At 70.1% G+C, this 23,003-nt stretch carries 18 protein-coding genes and 1 tRNA gene; 12 read left to right on the top strand and 7 right to left on the bottom strand.

What is annotated here, in order from left to right:
• Positions 1 to 346: 346 nt before the first annotated feature.
• The gene (locus ACWD04_RS12515) at positions 347 to 1,999 is read left to right on the top strand and encodes an MFS transporter (RefSeq protein WP_451130946.1); all 1,653 of its coding nucleotides are present in this window, start codon (positions 347 to 349) and stop codon (positions 1,997 to 1,999) included.
• Between the two features lie 12 nt (positions 2,000 to 2,011).
• Here the strand turns inward: ACWD04_RS12515 and ACWD04_RS12510 are convergent, their stop codons facing one another.
• Positions 2,012 to 3,271 carry an MFS transporter gene (locus ACWD04_RS12510; RefSeq protein WP_451130944.1) on the bottom strand — a complete coding sequence of 420 codons (1,260 nt, stop codon included), beginning with the start codon at positions 3,269 to 3,271 and terminating at the stop codon, positions 2,012 to 2,014.
• Positions 3,272 to 3,451: 180 nt separating this feature from the next.
• Here ACWD04_RS12510 and ACWD04_RS12505 point away from each other — a divergent pair, with 180 nt between their 5' ends.
• Positions 3,452 to 3,664 (top strand): DUF397 domain-containing protein, encoded by a 213-nt coding sequence (locus ACWD04_RS12505; protein WP_451130942.1) that lies wholly within the window; start codon positions 3,452 to 3,454, stop codon positions 3,662 to 3,664.
• Between the two features lie 135 nt (positions 3,665 to 3,799).
• Here the strand turns inward: ACWD04_RS12505 and ACWD04_RS12500 are convergent, their stop codons facing one another.
• The 4 genes from ACWD04_RS12500 to ACWD04_RS12485 form a co-directional block, all read right to left on the bottom strand.
• Positions 3,800 to 5,260 carry an MFS transporter gene (locus tag ACWD04_RS12500; protein ID WP_451130940.1) on the bottom strand — a complete coding sequence of 487 codons (1,461 nt, stop codon included), beginning with the start codon at positions 5,258 to 5,260 and terminating at the stop codon, positions 3,800 to 3,802.
• Positions 5,261 to 5,885: 625 nt separating this feature from the next.
• Positions 5,886 to 6,785 (bottom strand): cellulose-binding protein, encoded by a 900-nt coding sequence (locus ACWD04_RS12495; RefSeq protein WP_451130938.1) that lies wholly within the window; start codon positions 6,783 to 6,785, stop codon positions 5,886 to 5,888.
• Between the two features lie 203 nt (positions 6,786 to 6,988).
• Entirely contained in the window at positions 6,989 to 9,535 is a 2,547-nt protein-coding gene (locus ACWD04_RS12490) for an SUKH-4 family immunity protein (RefSeq protein ID WP_451130937.1), read from the bottom strand.
• Positions 9,532 to 10,509: an SMI1/KNR4 family protein gene (locus ACWD04_RS12485; RefSeq protein WP_451130935.1), complete on the bottom strand. Its 978-nt coding sequence runs from the start codon at positions 10,507 to 10,509 to the stop codon at positions 9,532 to 9,534. Before ACWD04_RS12485 ends, ACWD04_RS12490 begins: the two co-directional genes overlap by 4 nt.
• 246 nt (positions 10,510 to 10,755) lie before the next feature.
• On the opposite strand from ACWD04_RS12485, the gene ACWD04_RS12480 reads away from it, so the two are divergent.
• The gene (locus ACWD04_RS12480) at positions 10,756 to 11,277 is read left to right on the top strand and encodes a YwqJ-related putative deaminase (RefSeq protein ID WP_451130933.1); all 522 of its coding nucleotides are present in this window, start codon (positions 10,756 to 10,758) and stop codon (positions 11,275 to 11,277) included.
• 11 nt (positions 11,278 to 11,288) lie between these two features.
• On the top strand, positions 11,289 to 11,798 hold the full coding sequence (locus ACWD04_RS12475) for an SUKH-3 domain-containing protein (RefSeq protein WP_451130931.1): 510 nt from the start codon (positions 11,289 to 11,291) through the stop codon (positions 11,796 to 11,798).
• A gap of 6 nt (positions 11,799 to 11,804) precedes the next feature.
• On the opposite strand, the gene ACWD04_RS12470 is transcribed toward ACWD04_RS12475, so the two are convergent.
• The gene (locus ACWD04_RS12470; RefSeq protein ID WP_451130929.1) at positions 11,805 to 13,118 is read right to left on the bottom strand and encodes a sensor histidine kinase; all 1,314 of its coding nucleotides are present in this window, start codon (positions 13,116 to 13,118) and stop codon (positions 11,805 to 11,807) included.
• A 326-nt stretch (positions 13,119 to 13,444) separates the two neighbouring features.
• Here ACWD04_RS12470 and ACWD04_RS12465 point away from each other — a divergent pair.
• From ACWD04_RS12465 to ACWD04_RS12440, 6 genes are all read left to right on the top strand, one after another.
• Positions 13,445 to 13,516 (top strand) — tRNA-Gln (locus tag ACWD04_RS12465).
• A gap of 107 nt (positions 13,517 to 13,623) precedes the next feature.
• Positions 13,624 to 15,072 (top strand): bifunctional UDP-N-acetylglucosamine diphosphorylase/glucosamine-1-phosphate N-acetyltransferase GlmU, encoded by a 1,449-nt coding sequence (gene glmU, locus ACWD04_RS12460; RefSeq protein WP_451130927.1) that lies wholly within the window; start codon positions 13,624 to 13,626, stop codon positions 15,070 to 15,072.
• A 119-nt stretch (positions 15,073 to 15,191) separates the two neighbouring features.
• Positions 15,192 to 16,172, top strand: a complete 981-nt coding sequence (locus tag ACWD04_RS12455; RefSeq protein ID WP_358679018.1) for a ribose-phosphate diphosphokinase — start codon at positions 15,192 to 15,194, stop codon at positions 16,170 to 16,172.
• A 198-nt stretch (positions 16,173 to 16,370) separates the two neighbouring features.
• On the top strand, positions 16,371 to 16,949 hold the full coding sequence (locus ACWD04_RS12450; protein WP_451130925.1) for a 50S ribosomal protein L25/general stress protein Ctc: 579 nt from the start codon (positions 16,371 to 16,373) through the stop codon (positions 16,947 to 16,949).
• A gap of 106 nt (positions 16,950 to 17,055) precedes the next feature.
• The gene (gene pth / locus ACWD04_RS12445) at positions 17,056 to 17,649 is read left to right on the top strand and encodes an aminoacyl-tRNA hydrolase (RefSeq protein ID WP_451130923.1); all 594 of its coding nucleotides are present in this window, start codon (positions 17,056 to 17,058) and stop codon (positions 17,647 to 17,649) included.
• 75 nt (positions 17,650 to 17,724) lie between these two features.
• Positions 17,725 to 18,195 carry a hypothetical protein gene (locus ACWD04_RS12440; RefSeq protein WP_451130921.1) on the top strand — a complete coding sequence of 157 codons (471 nt, stop codon included), beginning with the start codon at positions 17,725 to 17,727 and terminating at the stop codon, positions 18,193 to 18,195.
• A gap of 30 nt (positions 18,196 to 18,225) precedes the next feature.
• Here the strand turns inward: ACWD04_RS12440 and ppc are convergent, their stop codons facing one another.
• Positions 18,226 to 20,955 carry a phosphoenolpyruvate carboxylase gene (ppc, locus tag ACWD04_RS12435; protein WP_451130919.1) on the bottom strand — a complete coding sequence of 910 codons (2,730 nt, stop codon included), beginning with the start codon at positions 20,953 to 20,955 and terminating at the stop codon, positions 18,226 to 18,228.
• 327 nt (positions 20,956 to 21,282) lie between these two features.
• Between ppc and ACWD04_RS12430 the strand changes: the two genes are divergently transcribed.
• Together ACWD04_RS12430 and ACWD04_RS12425 are read left to right on the top strand one after the other, a co-directional pair.
• Positions 21,283 to 22,269 (top strand): acyl-CoA desaturase, encoded by a 987-nt coding sequence (locus ACWD04_RS12430; RefSeq protein WP_451130917.1) that lies wholly within the window; start codon positions 21,283 to 21,285, stop codon positions 22,267 to 22,269.
• Positions 22,266 to 22,952, top strand: coding sequence for a TetR family transcriptional regulator (locus tag ACWD04_RS12425; protein WP_387384270.1), 687 nt, complete (start codon positions 22,266 to 22,268; stop codon positions 22,950 to 22,952). The genes ACWD04_RS12430 and ACWD04_RS12425 overlap by 4 nt, the downstream gene beginning before the upstream one ends.
• Positions 22,953 to 23,003: the final 51 nt, after the last annotated feature.

The raw sequence follows: 23,003 nt of genomic DNA, 5'->3' as shown, positions 1-23,003 counted from the left end.
GCACCGAGCCCTAGATCCATGTAAGCGCCGCGACACCGTGGGAGATCGCGGTCAAACAGAACCTCGGAAGCTGGAGGGCGCCGGAAATCTCGCCGAGCGGGCCAGGGACATGCAGTTCAAACCCTTGCCGATCACGGCGGAGCACGGCGTCAAGGCCGGCCGTCTCCCCCGCTCCACGGCGACCCCTTCGACCGCATCCTCGTCGCCCAGGCCCAGACCGAGCGGAAGTGCGCAGCCGCCCCCAGGGGTTGGGCACTCAGGGACGAGACCGGAGTGGGGTCTCACCCTCCGGCCTGCTACTCCCCTCCGGGCGCGGGCGGTGAGACAGTGTCCCCCCAGGAAATAGATGCATAGGGAAGGGACCCTTGTGTGCGGCACGGACGGTACCGGCGACACGGACCACCCGGAAACAGCGCACGAAAAAGCCGCCGCGGACACGGCGCCGGGCACCGCACGGAACACCCCTCCGGGCACAGCACCGGACACCGCCCGCGGCCGCCGCCCTGTCGCAGCGGCCCTCATGCTCGGCATGGGTCTCGCCGCCATCGACGGCACCATCGTCGCGACGGCCGTCCCCCAGATCGTCGGCGACCTCGGCGGCTTCTCCGTCTTCTCCTGGCTCTTCTCCGGTTATCTGCTCGCCGTGACCGTCACCCTGCCGGTGTACGGAAAACTCTCCGACACCTTCGGCCGCAAGCCCGTCCTGATCGCCGGCATCATCCTCTTCCTGGCCGGCTCCGTGCTCTGCGCCGCCGCCTGGAACATGGCCGCCCTCATCGCCTTCCGCGTCGTCCAGGGTCTCGGCGGCGGTGCCCTCCAGGGCACGGTGCAGACCATCGCCGCCGACCTGTACCCGCTCAAGGAACGGCCGAAGATCCAGGCGAAACTGTCCACCGTCTGGGCCACATCGGCCGTGGCCGGGCCCGCGGTCGGCGGGCTTCTCGCCGCGTACGCCGACTGGCGCTGGATCTTCCTGATCAACCTCCCGGTCGGCGCCGTCGCCCTCTGGCTGGTGATCCGTCACCTCCACGAACCGGCACGGCCGCGCCCCGCCACCCGCCCCCGTATCGACTGGGCGGGCGCCCTCGCGGTCTTCGCCACCGGTGCGCTCCTGCTGACCGCGCTCGTCCAGGGCGGCGTCGCCTGGCCCTGGCTCTCCGCACCCTCGCTCGGGCTGCTGGGGGCGAGCGCCGCGCTGGCCGCCCTGACCGTCTGCATCGAGCGCCGCGCCGCCGAACCCGTCATACCCGGCTGGGTCTGGCGGCGCCGCACCATCGCCTCGGTCAATCTCGCGCTCGGCGCCATGGGCCTGCTCATGGTCGCGCCGACCGTCTTCCTGCCGACCTACGCCCAGTCCGTCCTCGGACTCGGCCCCATAGCCGCCGGATTCGTCCTGTCCGTGATGACCCTGAGCTGGCCCGTCGCCGCCGCCCTCTCCGACCGGGTCTACAACCGCATCGGCTTCCGCCGCACCGCGATCATCGGCATGTCCGGGGCCCTGCTGGTTTTGCTCTGCTTCCCGCTGCTGCCCTACCCCGGCGCCGCCTGGCAGCCCGCCCTGCTCATGCTGCTGCTCGGCGCGACGCTCGGCCTCTTCCAGCTCCCGCTGATCGTCGGGGTCCAGTCGACGGTGGGCTGGGCCGAGCGGGGTACGACGACGGCGTCCGTACTCTTCTGCCGTCAGGTCGGCCAGAGCGTGGGCGCCGCACTCTTCGGCGCCGTCGCGAACGGCGTGCTCGCCTCCCGGCTGGCCGACTCCCCCGTCCCGGGCCTGCCCGGCGACCTGGACGCGATCTCGCACGCCCTCGAGGACCCGGCCGCCCTGTCCGCCGCGGCAACGGACTATCTACGGCGGGCCGTCGACACAGCCGTCGACCACGTATTCGCCGGCGCCGCGATCGCCGCCGCACTCGCCTTGCTGGTCCTCGTCTTCGTGGCCCCGCGCCGCTTCCCGGTCCTGGCCGAGCACGAGAGCGCGGCCCAGGCTCCGAAGGGCTAGGCAACGGGCTCGCTACTTAGGGCTGCTGCCAGGCGCCAGCCCCGTACGGTCGCCGCGAAGCGGGCCGGAGGCCAGACCCGACAGCCCGACGAACACGAGCAGGACGGCGCAGGAGACGACAACGACTGCGGCACCTTCGATGTCGGCGACGATCCCGAGCACGTTGTTCATGAGCAGGAGAGCCAGGCTCTGTACGAGCACGAGTACAGCTTGGATGCGCGAGAGGTGGCTTTCGGGCGCCGCTGCGAGAATCAGCGGCGCGATGTGCGCGGAGAAGATGCCATTACCTACGCCGATGACCAACCCGGCGGCCGCTGCTCCCCCCACGCCCGGCGCGAGCCCCAGCGCGAACACGCCCACGCCCGCGCACACGAGGGCGCATGCCGACAGCAGCCCAGGGCGCCCCATCGGCCCGCGCCGCACGACGACCAGGGTGACCGCCACCATGCCCACTCCCTGCACCCCGATCACGAGCCCTGCCGCTCCCGCCCCCCAGCGCTCCTCGCGCGCCAGAAGCGGCAGCAGCAGCGGCAGCACGGGCAGCAGGAGACCGGCTGCTGCCCCTGTGAGCCAGAGACCTGGGCGTAGCACCGGGTGGACGAACGCCACTCGCACGCCGTCCATGGCGTCCCTGAATATGCCGGCCGTCTTCTGGGAGGGCGGCACCTGGTGTCGTGGCCGAATGACCACCAGCACGACAAGGGTGAACGCGAAAGTGACAGCGTTGACCGCGGCTGCGCCTGCGAGCCCCGCGAGACCGACGAGCACACTGCCGAGGGGCCCGCCCCCCATGTTGATCACCTGCCCACCGACCTGCCGGAGAGACAGCGCTCGCGGTAGCTGCTCCTTGGCCACGAGCCGACGAGGCATGGACCCTGAGGCCGGCAGATAGAAGGCATCGACGACACCGACGACTACGCCTGTCGCGATGAGCAACAGGGGCGGAGCGCCCAGGTGGTAGGAGACAGCCGCCAGGACGAGAGAGAGGGCCAGCATCGCCGCGTCACCCGTGATCAGCACACGACGCGCGCTGACGCGATCGCTCACGGCACCGCCGACGAGCAGGAGGAGTACTCGGGGGAGCGTGATCGCACTCAGGGTCAGGCCTGCGACGGCACCACCGTGCTCACTCGCAGCCCAACCGAGAGCGAAGTAGAAGACCGAGTTGCCTACCAGGGACACCAGGATGCCGATGAGCCACAGCGAGTAGGAACGGGGCAGGCGGTCTGCTGTTTCCGGGCGTGCCTCCACAGACGCCGCAGGCGACGTCATGTCAGGTCCCGCCGCGTGACAGCTTGCAGGACTCTCATCCGATGCCGCCACGGGACGCCCTCCGATCGGACCTGCTGATGATGACGACCACAGCCCGACAGTCCCACGCGGCACTGACATCGCACCGGGGCGCAGGCCGGACGCTGATCAGCAGGGACGCCGTCGAGCACCGCACCACCCGTGTCTCGATCTGCCCGACGCAGCCTGACGCAGAAGCAGCTACGGCAATCAGGAGGGGGCAACTGCGTAGAGGTGGCGGACGGCTTCCCCGGAGTCGTCCCCGTCCGTGACAGCAACGCCGTCCTCGGCCCGACGCCAATCTTCCCCGCCGATGCCTGGACCCCGTTCACAGGCAAGTTGAAGCGAGACCGCCCCATTCGCCCCGGCACGTGAGCGGCGGTATCCGCACGCGTTGCCTGCGAGAGGCCTGGTGCACCCTGCGGCCCGAGCTGACGCCGAACTGCCCGGCCTCCGACCCGGCAAAGGGCCGGAGGCCGGGCAGTTCGGCGTACAGGGTGCGGGCCGGGGTCAGCTCTTGGCCGCGGCCGCCTCCGGCGAGACGGCCGCGTCGGCGGTCTCGCCCGGGGCAGCGGCAGAACGGCGGGCGGCAGGGATGAAGGCCGCGATCACCACGGCGACCAGGGCGACACCGCAGCCGAACATCAGGCCCGTACGGAAGCCGGCCTCGGAGGTGAAGGTGAAGCCGGCCGTCTCCGTGGTCATCTGGGCGAGGATCGCGCCGGTCACGGCGGCGCCGATCGATGTGCCGAGCGCGCGCATGAGGGTGTTGAACCCGTTGGCGGCGGCCGTCTCGGACACCGGGACCGAGCTCATGATCAGGGCAGGCATCGCACCGTAGGCGAGGCCTACGCCGCCGCTGCTGACCATGAGGAACAGCATCAGCCCCCAGGCGGAGCCCATCAGGAGAATCCCCAGTCCGTAGGCCGCGGCGATGACCAGCACACCGCAGATCAACGTGAACTTCGGGCCACGGGAGTCGGTGAGCTTTCCGCCGAGCGGGGAGACGATCATCATCGTGAGGCCGCCGGGAGCCATCCACAGGCCCGCGGCGAGCATCGACTGGCCCAGGCCGTAGCCGGTGGCCTCGGGGAACTGCAGCAACTGCGGCGCGATCAGCATGCCGGCGTACATGCCGAAGCCGACGAAGAGCGACGCGAGGTTGGTGATGAGCACGCGGGGACGGGCCGTGGTGCGCAGATCGACCAGCGGGTCCTTGGTCCGCAGTTCCCAGAACCCCCAGGCGAGGAGTACCACGACGGCGGCTACGAACAGGCCGACCGTCGTCGTCGAGGTCCAGCCCCAATCGGCGCCCTTGGAGACGGCGAGGAGCAGGCAGACCAGGCCGACGGCCAGGCCGAGGGCGCCGGGCACGTCGAATCGCTGCCCCCGGGCGCCGGCCGGGATGTCCGGGATCAGGAACCAGATCAAGGCGAAGACGATGAGGGCCAGCACGGCGGAGCCCCAGAACAGCACCCGCCAGTTCGCGTACTGGGCGACCGCCGAAGCGATCGGCAGACCGAGGGCACCGCCGATGCCGAGGGAGGCGCTGACCAGGGCGATGGAGGAGCTCATCTTCTCCTTCGGCACCACGTCACGCAGCAGAGCGATGCCGAGCGGCACCATGCCCATGCCCATCCCCTGCAGACCACGTCCGACGATCATGGGCACGACGGAGGACGCGAGCGCACACACCACCGACCCGGCGACCAGCGGCACCGCGCACACGAGCAGCATCCGGCGCTTGCCCAGCAGGTCGCCCAGCCGTCCGGAGACCGGCACGCACACCGCCGAGACCAGCAGGGTGACGGTGATCACCCAGGCGGCGTTGGAGGGCGTGGTGTCGAGGAGCTGCGGCAGCTCCGCGATGAGTGGAGTGACCAAGGTCTGCATGACCGACGCCACGGTGCCGGCGAAGGCGAGCGTGGCGATCACACCGCCTGATCTGACGGCCGGTTTGGGGGTGTCCATGAGGATGGAACTCCTGGGGTCGCTGCTGTCTCATCTGCCGAATGGCGTAGTGCATCGCACATGCCCAATGTGCCATACACGCCATGTGTCCGGTGCACACACTGGTAGGCGTGGACCGCCGTTCAGCCGACGCACGAGCGGACCGGTGCGGCAGCAGGAGGCCACAGACACGGCCGGACGGACGCCGGGGAGTGCGAGCAGATGCCGTTCGGGCGTCATGACCTCGCGTACCACCGGAGCGGACGTCACCAGTACACCCTCCCGGATCGAAGCGCCTGCCTCCTGCTGTGTCGCATCCGCGCCCAGGGGCCGATGTCCAACGGCGAGCACAGCGACGCCTCCACCCTCGACCGACCGTCAGACCGCCGCGGCGACACACGCCGGGCCGGCCGAGCGCATCGCCGACCCCGAGCATGGCCCGCATTCCCCGCACCGACAAGGGCGCCGGGCCTCTCGACGAAGAGCGCGAACGCGTCGTCGGCGCCCTGGAGCGGGTCATGAGCAAGTGCGGACGAGGCCATCCGCCTTCGCCGCCGGCCTCCGGCGCCGCGACAGAGGCATCGAGCCCCTCTCCGAGCGCCCCTGACCACGATCCGACCCCGGCCGGTCCGCCGCGGCGCGTACCTCAGTCCCCCGCCGGGCCCGCGACCGCACGCCCCGTCAGGGCCGCCAGCGAATGGCGTACGTGTGCCATGTGCGCCTGGACCTCCTCGCGGCTCTCCTCGTGCTCCCGCAGGACGCGCTCCGTCTCCCGCGCCACGCGCTCCTCCGCCATCCTGGCACCCGACAGCAGCTCCGCCGCCCGCGCCTCCGCGTCCTCCTGACCGTGCCGGGCCACTTCCTCCGTCTCCGCGAGCTCACGCTTCGCCACGGCGAGCAACTCCTCGCCCCGGGACATCAGTTCGGTCTCACGCTCCGCAGCCGCAGCCTCCGCGCCGGCGATCTCCGCATCCGCCGCCTTGCCCCGCTCGGCATGCTCCTGCTCCTGATGCGCCAGCACACCCGCCGTACGGCGACGCGTCTCGTCCATCTCCGCCTCCGCGGCCCCACGCACCTCGCCGGCCTCCTGGCGCGCCCCCTCCACCAGCGCCCCGGCGGCCTCCTGCGCCGTGGCCAGCGCCTTCTCCGCGTGCGCATCCGCCGCCGCCCGCACAGCCCCGGCCTGTTCACGCGCCGCCTCACGGGCTTCCCGGCCCGCCGCGTCGGCCACGTCCCACAGCGCCTGCGCCTCCTCCAGCGCCGCCCCCCGCGCCGCCTCCGCCTCGGCCTCCGCCAGAGCCAGAATCTGCCGCGCCCGCTCCCCCAGCGACTGATACGTCTGCGGCGCGAGCGAGGCCACCACCTCACCCAGCCGCGCCGACTCGCCCGCCAGCTCCTCGGCCAGCTCCGTCAGCCGGGACAGCCGCTCCTGTGCCCCGTCCCGCTCCGCCGACAGCGAGGCAACCACGCGGTCCACCTGCTCAGGACGGTAGCCACGCCCCCGTACACCGACAAAACCGTACGCGGACACCGGTCCACCACTCATCCCTGAAGCCCTCTTTCCCGCTCTCCGACTCCCCGACCAGAAGCAATACGCCAAGGATGCGGTAATTGGCCCGGAAGTCGGAATCGATCAGCTTCAATCAAGACCGAAGCAACACGCATCACAGAAACGCACACAAAAGGCGCCCGCCCCTCCACGGGACAAGCGCCTCTCGTACACAACAGATCAAACCCGATCGGACGGGATCACAGCAGCCCGTCCCACATCTGCTCCAGCAGAACCGACCACCAGCCCTCCGGCGACGCCAGCGCCGCCGGATCGACGGCCACCAACTGCGCCTGGAAATCGACCGTCCAACGGCCCGCCTGCTCCGGATTCAATCCGAACCGCAACCGCCACATCCGGCCCAGCAACGCCATGGACCGCACGAACTCGGGCAACCCCGTGTTCACGAACTGCGGCGGCACCGGCTGACCACCCGGACCGGCCTCCACCGGAACAGCAACGATGTTCGCCGTCCCGTACTGCACACAGATCGCGCGGCCGAAGTCCGAACCCATCACCAGATACGAACCCGCGTCCGACGCCGGCTGCACCTGACGCTGCGCCGCCAGCTCCGCCAGCGTCGGCACCACCGGATGCCCCGGCTGCGCCCAGAAGAACGGGCCGAAATCAGCGGGCAGACCCGCCCACACCAACGTCCGCGCCACCACCTCCGGCACACCCTGACGCGACACCGCCCGCTGATCGAAGCGCAGCACACCAGGACCGAACGCCCCGTGCAACTCCTCCGCCAGTGCCTCCGGAGGCACAGTCATGGCAGGCGGCATCTGCGGCAACGGCGCCCGCACGGGAGCCGGCCGCGCCGGACCGTCGGCGACCTGATGCAGCTCACCCTGATGTGTCAGCAGATGCTGCATGCCCTGCTGCCGGCTCGCGTGATCCGTACCGTACGGCGCCACACTCGTGATGCGGACCTGCGGCCAGGTCTCCCGGATCATCCGCGCGCAGTAACCACCCGGAAGCTCACACGACTCCAGCTCCGTATGCAGCTCTATGACCTGCTGCGGCGGCACGTTCATCGCCCGCAGCTCATGCAGCATCTGCCACTCCGGATGCGGAGTACCCGGCGCCGAACGCCGGATCAACTGCTGCTCGCTGCCGTCGGCCGCCCGGAAACGCAGCACCGCCTGGTACCCCGGACCGACCGTCGGCTGCCCAGCCGGCTGCTGCGGATAGCCGTACGCCCCGGGGGGCGGCGGAGTGTGCGGGCCCTGCCCATGCGTTCCGGGCGGGCCAGGAGGACCCGGAGGACCCGGCGGCTGCGGCGCAGCCGGGCCGACCCGCCCCGGCCCCGCCAGCATCGTCGCGGCATGGTGCACCCCGCCGCCCGGAGGCGGCGTCGCCCCCGGAGGAGGCCCGGGCGGGCCGGGAACACCGGGCGGCGGTGTGGAACCAGGAGGAGGCGGCGCACCCTGAGCACCCGGAGCACCCGGAGGGCCAGGAGGAGCAGGAGGGCCGGGCGGGCCCGGAGGACGCGGCGCGTTCGGGCCGCCGATGCTCGCGTCGGCGAACATCGTTGCGGCCTGATGCATCCCGCCACCCGGAGGCGGCGTGGAACCAGGAGGCCCGGGAGGAGCAGGCGGACCGGGAGGAGCAGGCGGCTGTGGCGCGCCCGGAGGCGGCGTCGCACCGGGAGCCGGCGCCGGTGTCCCCGGAGGGCCGAGCTGCGAGACGAGTTGCGTCGGAACGTAGCCGCCCGCGGGCGCACCCGGTGCACCCGGCCCCGAAGGCGGTGGAGTCGCCCCCGGCCGTACCCCCGGCGTACCAGGCGCCCCGGGCGGCGGCGGAGGCGTCGGACCCGCCCCCCGGGCACCCCGCGGCGGTACGACGGCCTTGCTCGTCGCCGCGTCCGCGATGTCTCCCGCTCCGGGCCCCGGAGCGGGAGCCATCGGAGCAGCGGGAGCGTGACGTGCGGCAGCAGGAGCCGGGGCAGGAGGCCCCGGAGGCGGCGCCTGCGGGTCCAGACCGGGAACGACAGCGGTCGGCGGCAGCTGACTGCCGCCCGACATCAGCGCCGTAGGCGCCTCCGCCGAAACCACCGGCGGCGGAGTCCCGTCATCGTCCGACCCCGAAAGCGGTGGCGCGAACACCGTCGCCGGCAGCGGCACCCCGCCCCCGTCACCACTCGCACTCGTGTCCGTACCCGCCCAAGGAGTCCCGCCGGCCGGCACCCCGTCGTCGACCGTCGGCTCGTGATCCCGCTGCCCACCGGCAGCCGGCCACCCCGCCCCCGAATCGGCAGGAGCCGGCCCAGAAACGGAAGGAGGAGAGGACGGAGCAGGAGGGGGCCCGGGAACGGTGGACGACGGCATCGAAGCCGAAGACGACGCCTCCGCACGCCCGTCCGGAATGCCCAGCTTGTCCGCCGCCTCCTGCAACCACTCCGGCGGAGTCAGCAGGAACGACGTCTGATTCAGATCAATGCGCCGCGGCGGCTCCGGGGCAGCCCGCACCTCCGCGGACGCCCCGTAATCCTCCTCGTACCGCCGTATCACCTCACCCACCGGCAGCCCCGGCCACAACGTGGCCTCACCGCTGTCCCGGGCGATCACCAACCGCTGACGGCCCCCGTCCGAGACGGGGCCCTCCGCACGGTCCTCGGCCCACACCACGAAACCCAGCTCGAACTCACGAACCCGGACCTCACGGTGCTGATACGCGGGCACGTCACCGTTGACCCACTCATCCGCCCGCTCCTGCGCCTGCGCGAACGTCACCACCGCGCTCACCCCTCCACCGGGACGGCCCGCGCGAAGCCACCGTCCACCATCAGGTTCGCCACCGTCTCCAGCTCCGGCGGATTACCCGCCAGCCGCTGCAGGAAAGCATCGAAATCCTCACCGCACGGCAGCAGAAGCCGGTCAACCCGCTCCTGCACGCTCCAGCCGTCCTGATCCCGCGCGTCGTCGTACGCGCAGAACCAGACCGACCCCACGCCGCCGCCCCGCACCTTCACCGCGAGAATCCCGCCCTGGACGAAACCCACGCCCAGGTAATCCTTCGTGAAGTGATCACGCAGACACTTGTTGACGTACACGAGGTCGTTCATGGCGGCTTCGTCGCGCACCGTGAAGAACGGCTGGTCCACCAGCAGACCCAGCTCCGCGTCCAACGCCGCACCCACCGGAGCCGACCCACCGGCCGCCTTGAGGAACGACCGGTACGCACCCGGAAGCCGGTACCCCAGATCTTCCTCCACACCCAGGATCTGCTGCTCACCCACCGCCACAGAACCCTTCGGCAGCCGGAAATGAGCAGGCCGCGTCTCCTGCAGCGGCCGCGTACCCCGACGGTTCTGATCCACCGAAGCAGTCGCCAGACCGCCGTGATGACGCAACAACGCCTTCACCTCGACCGGCACCAGCTCCATCCGCCGGCCACCCGCCACGTGATGCCACGTCCAGCCGTGCGGAGTCGCCACCGCGGGAATCGTGTCCCACAGCTCGTGCCCACTCGCCGCCAACGCCGCGTTCGCCGACACGTAATCCGTCAGCCGCAACTCGTCGACACCGAAACCCGGAGGAGGGTCCGCGATCTCCGCGGACGCACGCGCGTACGGCGAAAGCACCGGAAAGCCGTCCCCGTCCACGCGCACACCCCTGGGGTGGCGGGACGCCCGGACAGGATCCGGGAATTGCACGACCTGCCCGGCATAGGCCGCGTTCGGTGGCGCGGCTTGCTGCCCGAGCCGACCTGTCGTCATGGCGGTTGCCCCCTGCTGCGTCCGGTGTTCCGCACAGCCTATGCCGTGACGCAACAACGCCCCCCGCCCCGCACCCCACTCACCGAACGTCACCAACGCGTGACGGACACGCGACAAGCGAGCGACCGAGCCGCGACACGCAGACACGTTTCATCCACCCAGCTTCCCCACCACCCTGCATATTTGGCAGGCTGTCCCCCGCAACTCGGGGGATTGCAGGGGATTGCAGGGAGGGACACCAGCACCATGCACACAGCACAAACAGTCACATCCGGAGACCCGCGACTCAGTTGGAGCGCCACCGAGCCAAACCGCCCGCCCCAGCTCCACCACCGCCGCGACGGCATCCTGCCCGCCGTGGCCGCAGCCCTGTCCGTACGCGGGGAAACACTCACCTGCACCGCGGGCAAAGGCGACCAGCCACCCGTCCTCCACCCCCTCGTGCAGGACTTCCTCGACACCCTCACCAGCAACCAGCGCGAACGCTTCACCGGACGCTGCCCCGAAGCCATACTCCTGTCACGCCAGCTCACCGCTGCCGACGAGAGCCGCTCCAAACGCGCCCAGCGCAAACCCCTCACCAACGGTGAAGCCCGCCGTGCGCTTAAACACGCCCGCCTCACCGCCCGCCGCATCCGCGAGGACGGCGACCCCCTCCACGGCAGCTACGCACCCCCCTGCCGCTCCTGCACGGAGATGCTCGCCCACTTCGGCGTACGCCCCGTCGACCTCACCAGCGGTGCGGCGACCACCGCCCAGAAGGGCTGAGCACACCCCTCATGCGCGACGTACCCGGCCAGCAGAGCCGCACCTCCACCACCCGCTTCCCCGTCGCCGTGGACGCCGCACTCCGCGACGCCGGATGGCGACCTGGACGCTGGGACATCCGCCAGGCCGAGGAATGGGCCGACGCCCTCCGCTCCCACACCTCCCCTGGCGGGCACCAGCACGCCGTCTTCCCCGCAGCCGTCGAAGCCTGGGCCGAATTCGGCGGACTCCACCTCCGCCCCTCCGCACCCGGCCGGCAGATCGCCACCGCCACCGTGCACATCGACCCGCTCAGCGGACTCCACCTGGCACGCACACTCGGCGACCTCGGACGCGCCCTCGAATCCGAAGTCGCCCCCCTCGGCGAAGAAGGCGACAGCCAAGCGGTCCTCGCCATCGACAGCCAAGGACGCGTCTACTCCATCGACCACACCGGCGACTGGTACCTGGGCTCCGACATCGACCGCGCCCTCGAAACCCTCATGACCGGCATCCAGCCCGCCCGCCTCACCACCGGCTGATCCCCCTCACACCGCTCCACCGTCCGGCAGGACCGCCGACACCCGGAAACCCCCCACATCCGTCGGCCCTGTCACGAACACACCCCCCAGCCCCTGCACCCGCTCCCGCATCCCCACCAGACCGTTACCACCACTCGGCAGCCCCGCGTCCGCCGTCACACCGTCCGTCGGACCGTTCTCCACCTGCATGGCCACCTCCGCCCCCCGATGCGCCAACCGCACCCACGTCTTCGCACCCGCCGCATGCTTGTGCACGTTCGTCAACGCCTCCTGCACCACCCGGTACGCCGTCTGCTCCACCTCCGGCGCATAGGTGCGCAGTTCCCCCTCCACCGACAGCTCCACCGTCATCCCCGCCTCACGGGACTGCGCCACCAACGCCTCCACCTCACACAACCGCGGCCCGTCCTCGGCCACGGCCGCAGCAGCCGCAGCCGCCGCCCGCCCCACCGAGGCCAACGGCACCTGCCCCGCCCGCGGAGCCACCAGAGCGTCCCCACTCCGCAGCACCCCGAGCATCTCCCGCAGCTCCGTCAACGCCTGCCGGCCCATGTCCCCCACCAGCGCCGCGTTACGCACCGCCTTCGCCGGATCCTTCGGAGCCACCGCCTGCAACGCCGCCGCGTGCACCACCATCAGACTCACCCGGTGCGCGACCACGTCATGCATCTCCCGGGCGATCCGGCCCCGCTCCTCCGTACGCGCCCATTCGGCCCGCTCCTCCGCCCGGTCCGCCAGCAGCGACAACTCCCGCTCCAGCGAATCCGCACGCTCCCGCAGGCTCTCCATCAGCCTGCGCCTGGCCCCGATGTAGAGGCCGAAGAACACCGAGGGCGCCGTCAGCCCCAGCGACATGAAGAGCGACACCACCGGGACGTACCAGAACGGCCCGAATTCGGCGTGCTCACTCATGCTCTGCCGCAGCCGCACGTACGACACGATGAACGTGCCCACGAGCGTCATCCCCGTCAGCACGACCGTGATCCTGCGCGGCACCTCGGAAGCCGCCAGGGTGTACAGCCCGACGATCCCCATCAGGAAACCCATCTCGGCCGGGGTCGTCGCTATGGAGACCAGCACCACGGCGATCGGCCACCGCCTGCGCAGGACCAGCACCGAACCCGCCAGCAACCCGAAGAGCACCCCGAGCGGCACCGGCAGCCCGTTGTCCCCGGCGAACGCCACCCCCTCCAGCGCACACTCCAGCGCCGAAACCAGCGCCAGCCCCACGTCCAGGGCGACACCCCGCCGCCGCTCCCACCACCAGTAGCCGCGGGTGGTCGGTCCCGCCGCTTCCCGGTCTGCCCCCATTGCGGTCATGGCGTCCAGCCTACGGGCGGACGCATCTCTTTTTCGGGAGACTCCATCAGCACAGAAAGCGACTGGTCGTACCGCAAACATACGTAGATCACACAATCCGGTGAACCGAGCCCTCTTGCGACCCGGACGTCCGCATCAGCGACAGCGATCCCGACTCTCGAGAAGCACAGCCCCATCACCGCGCGAAAGAACACGAACGAGGCATATCGCGGCCGCCTGTCGACCTGCGTCAGCAAGAGCGCCGAGCTCCGCCGTCGCGCGGAAGGCGCTCGGTACGGCATAGTGTTGGGTGCCAATCGAGCGGAATGAAGTAATGTCCGCTTTATTCCCCCATGGTGTAATTGGCAGCACAGTAGCTTTTGGTGCTATTTGTCCGGGTTCAAGTCCTGGTGGGGGAGCTGTACGCGCGGGCCCCGACCTCACGGTCGGGGCCCGCGCTCGTTTCGGGCATAAACGCCCCCGGTATCCTGCGGATGTCCACCACCCGAAGCCGAAGGGCACATCCGTGAGCGCCAACAGCCCGGCAGCCGTCGTCGTCCTCGCAGCGGGTGAGGGCACCCGCATGAAGTCGAAGACCCCCAAGGTCCTGCACGAGATCTCCGGCCGCTCGCTCGTCGGACATGTCGTCGCCGCCTCCCGCGAGCTCGACCCCGAGCACCTCGTCGTCGTGGTCGGCCACGCCGGCGAGCAGGTCACCGCACACCTCTCCGCCGGGGGCACCCCCGTACGGACGGCCTACCAGGCCGAGCAGAACGGCACCGGCCACGCGGTCCGGACGGGCCTGGAGGAGCTCGGCGGCACCGTCGACGGCACCGTGATCGTCGTCTGCGGGGACACCCCGCTGCTCTCCGGCGAGACCCTCTCCGCCCTCGCCACGACCCACGCCGCCGACGCGAACGCCGTCACCGTGCTGACCGCCGAGGTCCCGGACTCGACCGGCTACGGCCGGATCGTCCGAGACGCGGCCACCGGAGCGGTCACCGGGATCGTCGAGCACAAGGACGCCACCGTCGCGCAGCGCGCCATCCGCGAGATCAACTCCGGGGTCTTCGCGTTCGACGGCCGACTGCTCGGCGACGCGCTCGGCAAGGTGCGTACGGACAACAGCCAGGGCGAGGAGTACCTCACCGATGTGCTGTCGATCCTGCGCGAGGCCGGGCACCGGGTGGGCGCCTCGGTAGCCGGCGACCACCGGGAGATCCTGGGTATCAACAACCGGCTCCAGCTGGCCGAGGCCCGCCGCCTGTTCAACGAGCGGCTCCTCCGGCGAGCGATGCTGGCGGGCGTGACGGTCGTGGACCCGGCGTCGACGCTGATCGACGCGACGGTGACGTACGAGCGTGACGCGGTCGTGCACCCGGGAACCCAGCTGCTGGGCTCGACGCACCTCGCGGAAGACGCCGAGGTGGGTCCGAACTCGCGGTTGAAGGACACGGTCGTGCACGCGGGCGCCCGGGTGGACAACACGGTTTCGGACAGCGCCGTGGTGGGCCCCGGCGCGTCCGTGGGGCCCTTCGCGTATCTCCGGCCGGGGACCAGGCTGGGCGCGAAGTCCAAGGCGGGTACGTACGTCGAGATGAAGAACGCGACGATCGGCGAGGGCACGAAGGTGCCGCACCTGAGTTACGTCGGGGACGCGACGATCGGTGACCACACCAACATCGGTGCGGCGAGCGTGTTCGTGAACTACGACGGGGTGGCCAAGCACCACACGACGATCGGGTCGCACTGCCGGACCGGGTCGGACAATATGTTTGTGGCGCCTGTCACGGTCGGGGACGGCGTTTACACCGCTGCCGGTTCGGTCATCACCAAGGACGTACCTGCCGGTTCACTGGCCGTGGCCCGGGGCCAGCAGCGGAATATCGAGGGCTGGGTGGCTCGGAAGCGTCCTGGCAGCGCGGCTGCGCAGGCGGCTCAGGCCGCTGTGCAGGAGCCCGACGGCGAAAGCTGACCGGAAACAGGCGCGCCGGACTCGGCGTACCGTGATAGATGCTCACCCATTTCGGCTGGCTCGTCGCACATCGGGACACATGCGCGCGGTGCCAGATACACGTCTGAGGAGACTGTGCTGTGACCGGGATCAAGACGACCGGCGAGAAGAAGCTGATGCTCTTCTCCGGCCGCGCCCACCCCGAGCTGGCCGAGGAGGTCGCACATCAACTGGGTGTCGGTCTCGTGCCGACGAAGGCCTTCGATTTCGCCAACGGGGAGATCTACGTACGTTTCCAGGAGTCCGCTCGCGGCGCCGACTGCTTCCTGATCCAGAGCCACACGGCTCCGATCAACAAGTGGATCATGGAGCAGCTGATCATGCTGGACGCGCTGAAGCGCGCGTCGGCGCGGTCGATCACGGTGATCGTGCCGTTCTACGGGTATGCCCGTCAGGACAAGAAGCACCGTGGTCGTGAGCCGATCTCCGCGCGTATGGTCGCAGACCTGATGAAGACGGCGGGCGCGGACCGCATCCTCACCGTCGATCTGCACACCGACCAGATCCAGGGCTTCTTCGACGGCCCGGTGGACCACCTGTTCGCGCTGCCGATCCTGGCCGACTACGTCGGTGCGAAGGTCGACCGCTCGAAGCTGACGATCGTCTCTCCGGACGCCGGCCGGGTGCGCGTCGCCGACCGCTGGTGCGACCGTCTGGACGCCCCGCTGGCGATCGTTCACAAGCGCCGCGACAAGGACGTCCCGAACCAGGTCAGTGTCCACGAGGTCGTGGGCAACGTCGAGGGCCGGGTCTGCGTCCTGGTCGACGACATGATCGACACGGGTGGCACCATCTGCGCGGCCGCGGACGCCCTCTTCGCGCACGGTGCCGAAGACGTCATAGTGACGGCGACCCACGGTGTCCTCTCGGGCCCCGCCGCGGACCGTCTGAAGAACTCCAAGGTCAGCGAGTTCGTCTTCACGGACACCCTGCCGACACCGGGTGAGCTGGAGATCGACAAGATCACGGTTCTCTCGATCGCCCCGACCATCGCACGCGCCGTGCGGGAGGTCTTCGAGGACGGTTCGGTGACGAGTCTCTTCGAGGAGCAGGGCGACTGACCGCCTGCGGACCGCCTGCGGGTGATCCACTTTGGGTGCGGCCTCCCCGCCGGGTAGACTGGACAAGTTGCTCGGCGAGGGAGGCCGTTCTCGTGCGCAGGCACGGGGCCGGTGGTCCGTTATCGACGCGCTCTTCGTAGCAGGCCTGTCGTGGGCCGGGTGACCATCGGTTTTTCGTCACCTTACGAGGAGTGCAGCATGGCTGAGATCAAGCTCGACGCAACGGTCCGTACGGAGTTCGGCAAGGGCGCTGCCCGTCGTACCCGCCGTGCCAACCTGGTTCCCGGGGTCGTCTACGGCCACGGTGCTGAGCCGGTGCACATCAACCTGCCGGGCCACGACCTGCTTCTCGCCCTGCGTACCGCCAACGTCCTGATCGGCCTCGAGATCGACGGCAAGGACGCCCTGGTGATCCCGAAGGCCGTGCAGCGCAACGCGATCAAGGGCAACATCGAGCACGTCGACCTCCTCACCGTGAAGCGCGGCGAGAAGGTCGAGGTCGAGATCGCGGTGCACGTCGAGGGCGAGCTGGCCCCGGGCGGCAACCTCCTCGAGTACGTGCAGAACACCCTGCTCGTCGAGGCCGAGGCCACCCACATCCCGGAGTCCGTCACGGTCTCGATCGCGGGTCTGGACGCCGGTGACTCGATCCTGGCCAAGGACGTCCCGCTGCCCTCCGGCTCCGTGCTCGCCGGTGACGAGGACGCCGTCGTGCTCCAGGTCGTCTCCGCGCAGGTCGAGGAGGCCCCCGCCGAGGAGGCTTCCGCCGAGGCCTGATCCTCGCCCCACCTGCTTCACTGACGGGGTGGCGGTTCCCTTCCGGGGAATCCGCCACCCCGTTTCCCTGTCACCACTGGTTCGTACGCGAGGAGACCGAGCGCAGATGTCCGACGTCACCGACCCCTGGCTGATCGTGGGCCTCGGCAATCCCGGCCCTGATCACGCGGCGAACCGGCACAACGTCGGGTTCATGGTCGCCGACCTCCTGGCAGAGCGGATCGGAGGGAAGTTCAAGCGGGCGCAGAAGGCGCAGGCACAGGTGCTGGAGGGGCGGATCGGCCCGCCCGGACCTGGGAGCCGGCGGGTGGTGCTGGCGAAGCCGATGTCGTACATGAATCTGTCCGGTGGGCCCGTCACGGCCTTGCGTGACTTCTACAAGGTGCCCCTGGATCACATCGTGGCGGTGCATGACGAGCTGGACATCGATTTCGGCATGCTGCGGCTGAAGTCAGGCGGTGGCGACAACGGGCACAACGGGTTGAAGTCGATGACGAAGGCGATGGGTCCGGACTATCACCGGGTGCGGTTCGGGATCGGCCGGCCGCCGGGGCGGATGCAGGTCGCGGACTTCGTGCTGAAGGATTTCTCGGGTACGGAGCGCAAGGAGCTTGCGTACCTGGTCGACCGGGCGGCGGATTCGGTGGAGTCGCTGCTGGCGGACGGGCTGGAGCGGGCCCAGTCCTCGTACAACTCCTGACATTCCTGCTGCTTTCTGGGCCATTTCCGGCCACAGGTTGACCGAGGGCAGGACTCTGCCCAAGGATCGGCCCCCATGAAACGGAGTTCGTCCCACCGGCTGCTGGCCCATGGCCGTATGTTCGCCGCGGGCTGTGTCGTCCTGTTGCTGCTGGTCGCGGGCGTGTGGTCGTCGTGGAACAGCGCGCATCACATCGTTCTTGCCAAGGGCCGTGAGCACGGGACGATGGCGGTGACGACGTGCGGTGAGGACGTGTGCACGGGGTCGTTCGCGGCCGACGCGGAGTCGCGGGACCGGTCCGCCGTGACGATCCAGCGGTCCGTGGCGGTGAAGAAGGGGGCCCGTTTCCCCGTCGTGTTGAAGCCCGGCACCGGTGAGGTCGTACGTACCGGAACGCCGGGCTTCCTGCATGCCTGGGTGCCGTTGGGTGGTGCGCTGGTGCTGGCCGCGCTGCTGATCGGCGGCGGCATGCGGCTGACCCGGACGGCGTGGGGTGCGGGGATCGCGGGTGCGGTCCTGCTGACGGCGACGTTCGTCGCCCTCTGACGGGACCGCACCCGGTCACTCCGGTACGGGTCAGCCGGTGTTACGGAGTCCGGCGGCGACGCCGTTGACGGTCAGCAGCAGGGCGCGGGCGAGCAGCGGGTCGGCTTCCTCGCCGCGCTCGGCCGCCTGACGCTGGCGGGAGAGCAGGGACACCTGGAGGTAGGAGATCGGGTCCAGGTAGGCGTCACGGATGGCGAAGGTCTGCTGCAGCACCGGGTTGGTGCCGAGGAGTTCCTTGCCGCCGGTGACCTTGAGGACTTCCTGCACGGTGAGCGCGTGCTCGGCCTGGATGACGTCGAAGACGTGCTTGAGCTCGTCGGGGACGAGAGTGTCGACGTAGTGCCGGGCGATGCGCAGGTCGGTCTTGGCGAGGGTCATCTCGACGTTGGAGAGGAAGTTCTGGAAGAAGTGCCACTGTCCGTGCATTTCTTCCAGCACGGTGTCGAGACCGGCTTCGCGCAGTGCCTTGAGGCCGGAGCCGACGCCGAACCAGCCGGGGACGATCTGGCGTGACTGGGTCCAGCCGAAGACCCACGGGATGGCGCGCAGGCCGTCGAGCGAGACGCCCGAGCCGGGGCGGCGGGAGGGCCGCGAGCCCAGGTGCAGGTCGGCGAGCTGGTCCACCGGGGTGGAGGCGAGGAAGTACGTCGGCAGGTCGGGGTCCTCGACCAGCTTGCGGTAGGCCGCGTGGGCGGCGTCCGAGACGGTGTCCATGGCCGCGTCCCAGCGGGCCAGTGCCTCGTCGGACTGTCGGGGTGCCGTGTGCAGGGCGGAGGCCTGGAGGGTGGCCGCGACGGTCAGCTCCAGGTTCTCCCGTGCCAGCGCCGGGATGAGGTACTTGTCGGAGATGACCTCCCCCTGCTCGGTCACCTTGATCTCGCCTTCGAGCGTTCCCCACGGCTGGGCGAGGATCGCGTCGTGGGAGGGGCCGCCGCCTCGGCCGACGGTGCCGCCGCGGCCGTGGAAGAGGCGCAGGCGCACACCGTAGCGGTGGGCCACGTCCCGGAGCCGGCGCTGGGCTCGGTGGATCTCCCACTGGGAGGTGGTGATGCCGCCGAACTTGGAGGAGTCGGAGTATCCGAGCATGACCTCCTGGACGTCGCCGCGGAGTGAGACGAGGCGGCGGTAGGAGGGGTCGGCGAGCATTTCGTCGAGGATGACGTCGGCCGCGCGGAGCTCGTCGGTGGTCTCGAGGAGCGGGACGATGCCGATCTTGGCCCAGCCGCCGTGGAGGTCGACGAGTCCGGCTTCGCGGGCGAGGACGGCTGCGGCGAAGACGTCGTCGGCGCCCTGGCACATCGAGATGATGTAGGACTCGATGACTTCGGGGCCGAAACGTTCGAAGGCCTGCTTGATGGTGTGGAAGACACCGAGGGTCTTCTCGCCGGCGGCGTCGAGAGGGGCCGGGGTGGGGGCGAGGGGACGGCGGGAGCGGAGTTCCTTGGCGAGGAGCTTCTGCCGGTAGTCGCGGGGCATGTCGGCGTAGCGCCAGGACTCCTCGCCGAGGCGGTCGAAGAGCTGGCCGAGGGCGTGGTGGTGGGCGTCGGCGTGTTCGCGGACGTCCATGGTGGCGAGCTGGAGGCCGAACGCGGAGAGCGTGCGGATGGTGCGGTCCATACGGCCGTCGGCGAAGAGTCCGCCGCGGTGCTCGCGCAGGGAGGCCTGGATCAGGGCCAGGTCGGCGATGAGCTCGGCGGTGCCGAGGTAGTCGCAGCCGGGGCGGTGAGGGGTGCCGGTGGCGAGGCGCTCGCGGGTGTTGACGAGCTTCTGGCGGATGCAGGTGGCCTTGAGCCGGTAGGGCTCTTCGGCGTTCAGCCGCTTGTAGCGGGGGCTGATCTCCGGCAGTCGCTCCAGGTCGGTCTGGAGGGAGGTGAGGAGCTCGTCGGTGGCTCCGGTGTAGCGGATGGAGTTGGAGAGGAGTCCGCGCAGGTAGTCGACGAGTTCGAGGGCGTCGGTGATGCCGTGCTCGTGCTGGAGGATGAGCACGTCCCAGGTGACGGCGGGCGTCACGTTGGGGTTGCCGTCGCGGTCTCCGCCGATCCAGGTGCCGAAAGTGAGGGGCCGGGTGCCGGCGGGGAGTTCGACGCCGACGCGTTCCAGTTCGGCGGCGAGGTCCTCGAGGACGTCGCCGACGGCGTTGGCGTGGAGTTCGTCGAGGTAGTAGATGGCGTTGCGGGCTTCGTCGGCGGGCTCGGGGCGCACGACGCGGAGCTCGTCGGTCTGCCAGATGAGGTCGATGTTCTCGGCGAGCCGGAGGTCGTGGCGCCGGCGGTCGGCCTCGATGACGGGGGTTTCGAGCAGCTCGGCGATGCGGCGGAGCTTGTTGAGCACGGAGCGCCGTGCGGCTTCCGTGGGGTGCGCGGTGAAGACGGGCCGTACGTTGAGGTTCTTGACCGTCTCGCGCAGGTGTTCGGGGTCGGCGTCCTTGAGGCGGTCGGCGGTGCGGGCGAGGAGCCCGCCTTCGGCGGCCCGGCGGTCGCGCATCTCGTGGGCGCGGTGGACCTGCTCGGTGACGTTGGCGAGGTGGAAGTAGGTGGAGAAGGCGCGCACGAGCTGTGCGGCGGTCTCCAGGTCCGTGTCGCCGAGGAGCTCGGCCGCTGCCTCGCCGTCGGTGCGGGTCAGGGCGCGGACTCGTTCGACGAGGTCGAGGAGGTCCTGGCCTTCCTGGCGTACGAGGGTCTCGCCCAGCAGGTCGCCGAGGCGGCGGATGTCGGCCCGCAGTTCGGTGTTGGCGGCAGGGGTCTGGTCGGCACTGCTCACAGTGTGCGGCTCCTTGCAGTGGTTGAGCACGTCTGTCAGGGGGGCCGGGGCGCTCGCGGTGCTGACGGGTCACCCCGGATGTGCAGAGTGCGGACCGCGCTGTCCGACGCTCCCAGGATAGGTGTCCGGGGGTTCGGCGTGCTCGTTGCCCTGCGGGGTGGTCCGGATCCGGGGTAGGCGGGGGGTACGGGCCCCGTCGCGGCGGGGCTGCGGCGGCGGCGCGCGCGTGCCGCGGCCTTCTTCGCTGTCATACTTACGTTGCCGTAGGTTACGGAAGCGTAGCCCGCTCATACCGTCATATTTCCTCACCTCACAGGGGACTCCCCAATGCCCACAAGCCCCGATGTGATCGACGACGGCCTGCCGCCGACGGCAGGCGACCCCGCAACCCCCTCCGCCACGCTCGGCGGCGACAAGAAACGTTCGGTCGAACAGGTCGCGCTGCTGCTGTTCATCGTGGTGCCGTTCGCGGCCCTGGTCGCGGCTGTGCCGCTGGCCTGGGGCCGTGGTGTCAGCTGGCTCGACCTGGGCCTGCTGGTCGCCATGTACTACTGGGGCTGCCACGGCGTGACGATCGGATTCCACCGCTACTTCACGCACGGCTCGTTCAAGGCGAAGCGTCCGCTCCGTGTCGCCCTGGCCGTCGCCGGCTCCATGGCGGTGGAGGGTCCGCTGGTGCGCTGGGTGGCCGACCACCGCAAGCACCACCGGTTCTCCGACGCCGAGGGCGACCCTCATTCGCCGTGGCGGTTCGGTGACGACCTTCCGGCGCTGCTGAAGGGCCTGTGGTGGGCCCACATCGGCTGGATGTTCAACGAGGAGCAGACGCCGCAGCAGAAGTACGCCCCGGACCTGGTCAGAGACCCGGCGATGCGAGCGATCTCGCGTCACTTCCTCAGCTTCACGATCCTCTCGCTGGCGATTCCGCCGCTGGTCGGCGGCCTGGTCACCCTGTCGTGGTGGGGTGCGTTCACCGCCTTCTTCTGGGGTTCGCTGGTCCGTGTCGCACTGCTGCACCACGTGACGTGGTCGATCAACTCGATCTGTCACGCGGTCGGCAAGCGGCCCTTCAAGTCCCGCGACAGGTCCGGGAACGTGTGGTGGCTGGCGGTGCTCTCGTGCGGCGAGTCCTGGCACAACCTGCACCATGCGGACCCGACGAGTGCGCGGCACGGAGTGATGAGGGGGCAGATCGATTCCAGCGCCCGGCTGATCCGCTGGTTCGAGAAGCTGGGCTGGGCCCACGACGTGCGGTGGCCCGATGCCACGCGTATCGCCTCCCGGCGCAAGCCTCCGGCCGCCGACCCTGCATGATTGACGACGTGGCGACCGACGGAAGCACCAGCGGCGAGAAGAGCACGCCTGCCCCCACGCGACGGGCTCGGCGGGTCCGGATGACGGGCAAGGAGCGCCGCGAGCAACTCCTGGACATCGGCCGCGCCCTGTTCGCCGACAAGGGCTTCGAGGGCACCTCGGTGGAGGAGATCGCGGCGCGCGCCGGGGTCTCCAAGCCGGTGGTGTACGAGCACTTCGGCGGCAAGGAGGGTCTGTACGCCGTGGTGGTCGACCGTGAGATGCGCCAGTTGCTGGACCTGGTGACGGGGGCGCTCACGGCGGGTCATCCGCGTGAGCTGCTGGAACAGGCGGCGTTCGCGCTGCTCGACTACATCGAGACGTATACGGACGGTTTCCGGATCCTGGTCCGTGACTCCCCGGTCGCCCAGTCCACGGGCACCTTCGCGTCGCTGATCAGCGACATCGCGACGCAGGTCGAGGACATCCTGGGCCTGGAGTTCAAGGCCCGGGGCTTCGACCCGAAGCTGGCCCCGCTGTACGCGCAGGCCCTGGTCGGGATGGTGGCGCTGACCGGCCAGTGGTGGCTGGACGTGCGAAAGCCGAAGAAGGCCGAGGTCGCGGCCCATCTGGTGAATCTGGCGTGGCACGGGCTGGAGAACCTGGAGTCGAAGCCGCGGCTGATAGGCCACCGGAAGAGCTGATCCCTGCCGCGGTGCGCGCGTGATCACTCGTTGTGATGACGGAGCCGCGAA

This window comes from Streptomyces sp. NPDC002911 (assembly GCF_053591835.1).
This window is presented reverse-complemented; position numbering and strand designations above follow the sequence as displayed.